The organism is Longimicrobium sp., assembly GCF_036554565.1.
GTDB lineage: Bacteria > Gemmatimonadota > Gemmatimonadetes > Longimicrobiales > Longimicrobiaceae > Longimicrobium.
In genome coordinates, this window is record NZ_DATBNB010000647.1 from 1 (window position 1) to 8,639 (window position 8,639).

Here is an 8,639-nt window from a genome sequence, read left to right on the forward strand (position 1 = left end):
GCCGAGCGCGAACTGCTCACCTGCTGCGGATCGCGCGAGTGGGCGCGCCGCGTGGCATCGTGCCGGCCCTACGCCGACGCCGCGGACCTCATGGAGAACGCGGACGGCGTGTGGCGCGCGCTGGACGAGGCGGACTGGCGCGAGGCGTTCCGCGCACATCCCCGCATCGGCGAGAAGAAGGCGGATTCGGGGCAGACGGACCGCGAAAAGGCGTGGTCCAGCGGCGAGCAGGCCGGCATGCTTTCCGCCGCCGCGCAAACACAGCAGGCACTGGCGGAGGGGAACCGCCGGTACGAGGAGCGCTTCGGCTACATCTACATCGTCTGCGCGACCGGCAGGACGGCGGAGGAGATGCTGAACCTGCTCACCGAGCGGCTGTCCAACGATCCCGCGGCGGAAATCCTCGTCGCCGCCGAGGAGCAGCGGAAGATCACCCGCATCCGCCTGGCAAAGCTGCTCTCCGATTGATCCTGTCTGCTGACCCTTTCGCTTTCCTGAGATGAGCGCGATCACCACACACGTGCTGGATACCACCCGGGGCCGCCCCGCATCCCGCGTCTCCATCCGCCTGGAACGCGGCTCCGAGTTGCTGGGCCGCGGTGAGACGGACGCGGACGGACGCCTGCGCACCCTGCTCCCGGCCGGGGCGGCGCTGGATGCCGGCGCGTACCGCCTGGTGTTCGACACCGGCGCCTGGTTCGCCGCGCAGGGGGTGGACGCGTTCTATCCCGAGGTCGCGGTGGACTTCATCGTCCGGGACGGCACGCAGCACTACCACGTTCCGCTCCTCCTGAGCCCGTTCGGCTACTCCACGTACCGCGGCAGCTGACCGCACCCCGCCCATGAGCCCGCCCGTGCGCGAACTGCTAGACCTGGTGTTTCGCTGGATGCACCTGATCGCCGGGATCATGTGGATCGGCAACTCGCTGCTGTGGAACTGGCTGGACCGCAACCTGGAGCCCTCCAAGACGGGCAAGGAGGGGATCGCGGGCGAGATCTGGCTGCTGCACAGCGGCGCCTTCTACTTCATGGAAAAGGACCTGCGCGGCTGGGACCGCGACCGTCCGCTGCACTGGTTCAAGTGGCAGGCGTACACCACCTGGCTCACCGGCGCATCGCTGCTGGTCGTGGTCTACTACGCCAGCGGCGGCGCCCTGCTGATCGACCCCGCCGTCCGCGACCTGTCGCCCGCGGCGGCCATCGGCATCGGTGCGGGGAACATCGTGGGTGGATGGCTGGCGTACGACCTGTTCCTGGGGCGGGCGGTTTCGCGGATGGGGCGGATGGGGGCCGTCGCGGGGCTGGCGCTGGTGCTGGCCGTCGCCTTCGGGCTGACGCAGGTGTTCAGCGGGCGCGCCGCGTTCCTTCACGTGGGCGCGCTGCTGGGCACGCTGATGGCGGGCAACGTGTTCCGCGTGATCATGCCGGCGCAGCGCGTGCTGGTGAGCGCGGTGGAGCGCGGCGGGCGGCCGGACCCCGGGCCCGCCAAGCGCGCCAAGGACCGGTCGATCCACAACAACTACATGACGTTCCCGGTGCTGGTGCTGATGCTCAGCAGCCACTTTCCCGCGTTGTACGGGCACCGGTGGAACTGGCTGGTGCTGGGCATCCTGGTGGTCACGGGGGCCACGGTGCGCCACATCCTGAACATCCGCTTCGGCTGGCCCCGGTGGAAGCCCGCGCTCGCCGCCACCTTCGCCACCTCCCTCGGCTTCCTCGCCCTGCTGACCGCGCGCCCCGCCCAGAGCCGCGCATCCAGCGCGGGCGAAGGCGAGCAGGTGACGTTCGCGCAGGCGAACGCCGTCATCCAGAAGCGCTGCGCCGTCTGCCACTCGGCTGACGCCGCGGATCGTACTTTTGGCGTGGCGCCGGCCGGCGTGGTGTTCGACACCCCCGAGCAGATCCGGTCGCGCATGGACCGCATCCGCGCACGGGCGGTGGAAACGCAGACCATGCCGCCCGCCAACAAGACGCACATGACGGCCGAGGAGCGCGCCCTGCTCGGCCGCTGGATCGCCCAGGGAGGCCGGATCGACTGATCGGAAGCCCCTGCTCACGTAGCCACATTGCAACACGGTGAAAGGCCATGCGACGTAACCTGTACGCGGCGCTCGCCGCCGTCGTTCTCACCGCCTGTGGCGACCCCACGGGCAGCAGCGCGAACCAGCAGGGGCTGCTCCGGTTCGACTACACGGGAGCCCTCACCGGCAGCTACGTGGCGGAGACCCCGGCGCAGGACACGTCCGGCACCGCCCCGTACGCGCTCGCGCGCACGAACCCGTTCGGCTACGAGATCGAATCGCGCGGCGCCCTGCAGACCCCGTCCGTCGTACGCGTGCGCATGGACACCGACCAGCGGGGCGCCGGCGTCTACGAAACCAGGCCGATCTGCGACCTTGCCGATGCCAGGAAATGCGCCCACGTCAGCATCGAGTTCCCCGCGGATCCGGCAACCGGCGTGCGGCAGCGGTACACCATGGTGACGGGCGCGGTGACCATCACCTCCACGAATGCTCGCCGGGTCCGTGGCACCTTCAGCGGCACCGCGCAACTGAACGTCGCACGGGAGATCCAGGTTCAGAACGGAGAATTCGACGTTCCCGTCCTCGCGCCGTGAGGGGCAGATGGGCGCCCATGGACGTATATGAGAGCAGCGGGAACGTCTTCGCCGATCTTGGCTTGCCAGATGCCGAGGAGCGCTACGCCAGGGCGATGCTCTCTCGCGCGATCGTGAAAGAGATCGAGGCGCGCGGCACGACAGCCGCGATGGATCTCGCGATCTCCGTGGAGTCGATCGCCAGCCTCGATGGGTACGCCAGTATCCCCATCGCCTTCGAGGTCGCCTCGGCGTTCGAGGTGTGCCGCGAGGGCGACCGATTCGTGCTCTCCGAAGAGTCTGTTTCCCCGCCGTACATCAAGGACTACGACGCCATCCCGGGTGAGCATCCGGCCGGGTGGGCGGAGCGTTTCGACGTTTCCAAGTGGGGCGTGCTCGCGGCGCGTGTCGGCGGCCGGCGCGTGGGTGGAGCGGTGATCGCGTTCGACACGCCCGGCCTCGACATGCTGGAAGGGCGGCGCGACCTGGCCGTGCTCTGGGACATCCGCGTCGCCCCCGAGGCGCGCGGCAAGGGCGTGGGCGCGGCGCTCTTCCACGCCGCAGAGGCGTGGGCGAGGGCCAGGGGCTGCCGCCACATCAAGGTGGAGACGCAGAACGTGAACGTGCCCGCTTGCAGGTTCTACGCGCGGCAGGGCTGCGTTCTCACCACGGTCGATCCCTCCGCCTATCCCGGGCTCCCAGGCGAAGTTCAACTGCTCTGGTACAAAGATCTCGGACCGGCGCCGAACACCTGACTAGAAGCTTGGAATGGCGAAAGCCCCGCGGGAGCGTGCTCCGGCGGGGCTTCTTCTCGTGGAGATGCGACGATCAGTGATGGCCGATGATGTGGTGGAACGATCGGCTGGCGAGGTCGTCCGCGGAGAGGCCGGTGCGCTCCCTGACCTCCGCCTCGTCGAACGCGCCGCAGGCGATGCCGCGCAGAAAGTAGTTGAGCAGGCCCTGGCCGGCGTGCGGATCGTCGAAGCTGTCGCCTGCTTGGGCGGCTTTCGCCAGGAACCCGCGCAGGCGCGCCGCGGCGGCATCGCGCCCAGCGAGGAAGAAGGCGAACACCGCGGCGTAGCGCGTCGGCAGCTGTGCGGGGTGAAGGTCCCACCCCTGGTAGAAGCCGTGCACCAGCGAGTGCTGCACGTCTTCGAAGTGCATCCGCCAGGCGCGGTGCACGGCGTCGCGGTTCTCGCGGGCCTGCCCGGGCGTGAGCGCATCGCCTTCGTGCGCGGGGACGGGGAGCACGGCGGTGGATCCATCCGAAAGCCAGATCCCGGTGCCGGCGAACGCCACCTGCATTGTGTAGCGCGCAAAATCGCACGCCTTGTGGCGCATCCCCTGGTACGCGGCGGTGATCCCCACGCCCGACGTGTAGTCGTACGTGCCAAAATGCGCCCCGGTCAGCCGTCCGCGCGCCGCCGCCAGAAAGCCGGGAAGCGGACTGCGCCCGTCCGCGCCGATGACGGCCTGCGGCACCTCTACCATCAACTCGAACTTCAGCGCCCCCTCCGCCAACCCCAGGCGCGGCTCCAACAGGTCCAGCACGTCGCTGAAGAACGCCGCCTGCTCGGGGATGGTCACCTTAGGCACCGTCAGCACGAAGCCCGCGGGGAGCCGTCCTCCGCTCGCCTGCAGCAGCGTGGTCAGGAACAGGTCGGCCGTGCGGGCGGCGCGGCCGCGCAGCTCCTCGTTCAGCGGCTTCAGGCGCAGGCCGACGTACGCCGGGAGCGTCCCCGCATCCATCCCGCGGGCCATCTCGCGTGCGGTCGTGACGGCGGTCTCGTCCTCCTCGGCGTCCGGGCGGCTGCCGTAGCCGTCCTCGAAATCCAGCCGGAAGTCCTCCACTGGTTCGCGCGTCAGCTTGTCGACCACGCGCGCGTACAGCGCCTTCGCGAGATCGTCCGCGGGCAGCCCCAGCGCGCCCGCGAACTCGCCCGCGGTGGGCGCGTACTCCTGCAGCGCACGCAGCGCGAGCCGCCCGTGCTCCACCGCGCTGTCGTGGCGGAAGAACTGGGCGCCCGCGTAGACGGTGTGCACCGGCTGGCGGGCGCTCGTCTCGCCCGGGTAGCGCGCGGCGAACTCCAGGTTCGCGGGCCGCAGCCGGGCCGCGGCGGCCTCCAGGTCGGCGGCGGAGACCGAGGGCGTCACCGTCTCCACTTTCGCACTCCCGCACTTTCGCACTCTCGCACTGAAGTCATCCGTTGTAGATGATGCCCTTGCTCGTGCGGTAGAGCTCGAGCACGGCATTGGCCTCTTCGCGCAGCACGCCGTGGACGATCTCGATGCCGCGCGCCTCCAGGTACTCGTGCGATTCGGGGAAGACGGGGCCCTCCTCGAAGTTCAGGCGTCGCGCGTCGTCCCGATGGGCCCCGCAGAGCACGCGGCGGACGCCGCTCCACAGCGTGGCGCCCAGGCACATGGCGCACGGCTCGCACGAGGTCACCAACTCGTACACGGGCCCGTCGTCGGAGCGCAGCGTGAACGACCCCAGCCGCGCCTGCGCCATCATGAACGCCACCATCTCGCCATGAAGCGTGCAGTTGTTCAGGCGCACCACGCTGTTCATCCCCACGGCCACCAGCGCGCCCGTGTCCCGCTCGAAGATGGCCGCGCCGAAGGGCCCGCCCGTCTGCCGCACGACGTTCTGCCGCGACACCTCGATGGCGAGCCGCATCTTGTCTTCGTCCGACGTGTAGCGGCGGTTCCAGTCGATCAGGGACTCTACCCAGTCGGGATAGTTGATCTGGATGGGCGGGATGGTCATTCCGGCGCGTCGGGAAAGTGGAAGAGCGGTCGATGGCGTCATCCGTACCATAGCCCATGCCGGAAGCCGGGACAAGCAACAACCGGCATCACGCGGAGGCGCGGAGGTCGCGGAGAACTGCGGAGAAACAACGAGGAGATAGAAACGGCTCTCCATCTCCATCTCGTCCCTTTCCTCTCCGCGTCCTCCGCGCCTCCGCGTGAGACGCCGTTGCAGTTGCGCTCGCGCGGCGATGGCGCGTATTTGTTTCAGATGCACCTCCACTCATCCCCACCGCAGCAGGCCCGCATGACCCCAGCCGTCGGCCGGAGCGTATCGCGCAAGGATGGAATGGCCAAGACCCTGGGCACGGCCAAGTACATCGACGACCTGCGCTTTCCGGGAATGCTGTACGGCCGGACCATCCGCGCCACCATCCCGAAGGGGCGGGTGCGCGCCATCCACCTGGACTTCGACCCGGCCGGGTTCACCATCGTCGACCATCGCGACATTCCCGGCCCGCAGTGCAACTTCGTCGCGCTGATCGAGGCCGACCAGCCGTTCCTGGTGTCGGACGAAATCAACCACGTGGCCGAGCCCATCCTGCTGCTGGCCCACGAGGATCGCGACGCGCTGCTCGCCGCCGAAGTGCGCATCGAATACGACGAGGCCGAGCCCGTGCTGGACCCCGAGCAGTCGCCCACCGTCTTCAAGCACCTGCGCATCCGCAAGGGCGACACGGATGCGGCGATGGCGACGGCGGACGTCATCGTAGAGGGCACCTACCGCACCGGCCACCAGGAGCACGTCTACATCGAGACCAACGGCGTGATCGCCGTCCCCGAGAACAACGGGATCACGGTCTACGGCTCCATGCAGTGCCCGTACTACGTGCACAAGGCGCTCAAGGCCCTGCTGGTGCTCCCCGACGAGCGCGTGCGCGTGGTGCAGACGGAGACGGGCGGCGGCTTCGGCGGCAAGGAGGAATATCCCAACATCCTGGCGGGCCACGCGTCGCTCCTCGCCCGGAAGTCGGGCAGGCCGGTGAAGATGGTGTACGACCGGGTGGAAGACATGATCGCCACCACCAAGCGGCACCCATCCATCATCCGCCATCGCACGGGGGTGATGAAGGACGGGCGGCTGGTGGCCATGGAGATCGACGTGCTGATGGACGGCGGCGCGTACGTCACGCTGAGCCCCGTCGTCCTCTCCCGCGGATGCATCCACGCCGCCGGGCCGTACCGCTGCGACCACACGCGGATCGATGGACGTGCGGTGATGACCAACACGCCGCCGAACGGCGCCTTCCGCGGCTTCGGCGCGCCACAGACGCAGTTCGCCACGGAAGTACACATGGACCGCATCGCCGAGACGCTGGGGATGGACCCCGTGGCGCTCCGCGAGCTGAACGCGCTGCGCCCCGGCGACACCAGCGCGACAGGCCAGGTGATGGGCGAGGACTGCAGCGCGGTGGAGGCCCTGCGCGCCGGGGTGGAACGGTCCGACTACCACCGCAAGCGCGCCGAGTACGCGGGATCGAACCGGGGCATCGGCCTGTCGCTGTTCTTCCACGGCTCCGGGTTCACCGGCAGCGGCGAGATCTACCTGGCGTCGAAAGCGACGCTCGAGGCCACGGAGACGGGCGCCCGCATCCGCGTGGCCAGCGTGGAGATGGGCCAGGGCACGCGCACCATGCACGCGCAGATCGTCGCCGACGCGCTGGGCATTCCGTATGAGAACGTTGAGATCGTACAGCCCGACACGCACCAGGTGCCCGACAGCGGACCTACGGTGGCGTCGCGCACCTGCATGGTGGTCGGCAAGATCCTGCAGCGTTGCGCCGAGGAGATGCGCGAGCGGCTGGGCGAGATGACGCCCGGCGAGTACCTGCGCGAACATGGGCCGCTGTCCATCACCCGCCAGTTCGAAAAGCCCGAGGAAATCTCCTGGGACGACACCGAGTACACGGGCGACGCCTACGCCGCGTACGGCTGGGGATGCGACGTGGCCGAGGTGGAGCTGGACCCCGTCACGTACGAGGTGAAGCCGCTGCACCTGACCATCGTGCACGAGATCGGCAAGGCCATCCACCCGTCCATGGTGGTCGGGCAGATCGAGGGCGGCTCGGCGCAGGGCGTGGGCTGGGCGCTGAACGAGAACGTGGTGATGAAGAACGGCGGCATGGCCAACCCCACGCTGACCAACTACACCATCCCCACCACGCTGGATGCGCCGCGGATGGACGTGATCGTGCTCGAAAATCCGAGTGGATACGGCCCGTTCGGCGCCAAGGGCGTGGGCGAGATGCCCATCGACGGGCCCGCGCCCGCGGTCGTCAACGCGATCCGCCACCTGGGGCTGGACGTGCGCTCCATCCCCGCGATTCCCGAAACCATCATGGAGGTGGCATGCGCTTCACGCTGAACGGCGCCCAGACGGAGGTCGACGCGCATCCCATGAAGCGCCTGCTGGACGTGCTGCGCGAGGAATGCGGGCTGACGGGCACCAAGGAAGGCTGCGGCGAGGGCGAGTGCGGCGCCTGCACGGTGCTGGTGGATGGACAGCCCGTGGTCTCCTGCCTGGTCCCGTTCGCCCAGGCGGCGGACGCGGAGGTGACGACCATCGAGGGGCTGGGCGGCACGCATCCGTACCAGCGCGCCTTTGCCGAATTCAGCGGCGCGCAGTGCGGCATCTGCACGCCGGGAATGATCCTGGCCGCCATCGCCCTGGGCCCTGACCCGTCGCTGGAAGACATCCGCACCGGCCTGGCGGGAAACCTGTGCCGCTGCACCGGCTACGAAGCCATCTACCGGGCCATCCAGAACGCATGAAGACGGCGACCACCACGCTGGACCTGCGTCCGGCCCGCACGCTCGACGAGGCGCTTCGCATCCTTGCGGACGACGGGCCGCGCGTGCCCCTCGCGGGGTGCACCGACGTGCTCGTGAACCTGCACTTCGGCACCACGAGCGACCGCCGGTTCATCAACATCTGGGGGGTGGACGAGCTGCGTGGCATCAGCGCGGACGGTGGCGTGCTGCGGCTGGGCGCGCTGACCACGTACACGGAGATGATCCGCTCCGACCTCGTCCGCGAGTGGCTTCCCGCGATGGTGGCGGCGTCGCGCGAGGTGGGCGGCGTGCAGATCCAGAACCGGGGGACGATCGCGGGCAACATCGCCAACGGCTCGCCCGCGGCGGACAGCCTTCCCGTGCTCGCCGTGGCGGATGCCGTCGTCGTCCTCCGCAGCGTGGGCGGCGAGCGGCGCGTCCCCGTCAACCAACTCTACAC

General features: G+C 69.3%; 10 protein-coding genes. 8 read left to right on the top strand and 2 right to left on the bottom strand.

Going from position 1 to position 8,639, the window contains the following annotated elements; genetic code table 11:
* The 5 genes from uraD to VIB55_RS17985 form a co-directional block, all read left to right on the top strand.
* Nucleotides 1-468, top strand: a 468-nt coding sequence (gene uraD / locus VIB55_RS17965; RefSeq protein WP_331878044.1) for a 2-oxo-4-hydroxy-4-carboxy-5-ureidoimidazoline decarboxylase, incomplete at its 5' end; no start/stop codon positions are given.
* 31 nt (nucleotides 469-499) lie between these two features.
* Complete coding sequence (gene uraH / locus VIB55_RS17970) at nucleotides 500-829, top strand: hydroxyisourate hydrolase (RefSeq protein WP_331878045.1); 330 nt, start codon at nucleotides 500-502, stop codon at nucleotides 827-829.
* Nucleotides 830-842: 13 nt separating this feature from the next.
* Nucleotides 843-2,039 (top strand): urate hydroxylase PuuD, encoded by a 1,197-nt coding sequence (locus VIB55_RS17975; protein WP_331878046.1) that lies wholly within the window; start codon nucleotides 843-845, stop codon nucleotides 2,037-2,039.
* A gap of 47 nt (nucleotides 2,040-2,086) precedes the next feature.
* A complete protein-coding gene (locus VIB55_RS17980; RefSeq protein ID WP_331878047.1) occupies nucleotides 2,087-2,617 on the top strand; it encodes a hypothetical protein in 531 nt (176 codons plus the stop codon).
* 17 nt (nucleotides 2,618-2,634) lie between these two features.
* Entirely contained in the window at nucleotides 2,635-3,351 is a 717-nt protein-coding gene (locus tag VIB55_RS17985) for a GNAT family N-acetyltransferase (protein WP_331878048.1), read from the top strand.
* 73 nt (nucleotides 3,352-3,424) lie between these two features.
* Here VIB55_RS17985 and VIB55_RS17990 read toward each other — a convergent pair whose 3' ends face one another.
* Together VIB55_RS17990 and VIB55_RS17995 are read right to left on the bottom strand one after the other, a co-directional pair.
* Nucleotides 3,425-4,750 (bottom strand): DUF6986 family protein, encoded by a 1,326-nt coding sequence (locus VIB55_RS17990; protein WP_331878049.1) that lies wholly within the window; start codon nucleotides 4,748-4,750, stop codon nucleotides 3,425-3,427.
* 46 nt (nucleotides 4,751-4,796) lie between these two features.
* Complete coding sequence (locus VIB55_RS17995; protein ID WP_331878050.1) at nucleotides 4,797-5,366, bottom strand: nucleoside deaminase; 570 nt, start codon at nucleotides 5,364-5,366, stop codon at nucleotides 4,797-4,799.
* Nucleotides 5,367-5,654: 288 nt separating this feature from the next.
* On the opposite strand from VIB55_RS17995, the gene VIB55_RS18000 reads away from it, so the two are divergent.
* From VIB55_RS18000 to VIB55_RS18010, 3 genes are all read left to right on the top strand, one after another.
* Entirely contained in the window at nucleotides 5,655-7,772 is a 2,118-nt protein-coding gene (locus tag VIB55_RS18000) for a xanthine dehydrogenase family protein molybdopterin-binding subunit (RefSeq protein WP_331878051.1), read from the top strand.
* Nucleotides 7,757-8,179: a (2Fe-2S)-binding protein gene (locus VIB55_RS18005; protein WP_331878052.1), complete on the top strand. Its 423-nt coding sequence runs from the start codon at nucleotides 7,757-7,759 to the stop codon at nucleotides 8,177-8,179. Before VIB55_RS18000 ends, VIB55_RS18005 begins: the two co-directional genes overlap by 16 nt.
* The coding region (locus VIB55_RS18010; protein WP_331878053.1) for an FAD binding domain-containing protein at nucleotides 8,176-8,639 on the top strand (464 nt) is incomplete at its 3' end. The genes VIB55_RS18005 and VIB55_RS18010, both read left to right, overlap by 4 nt.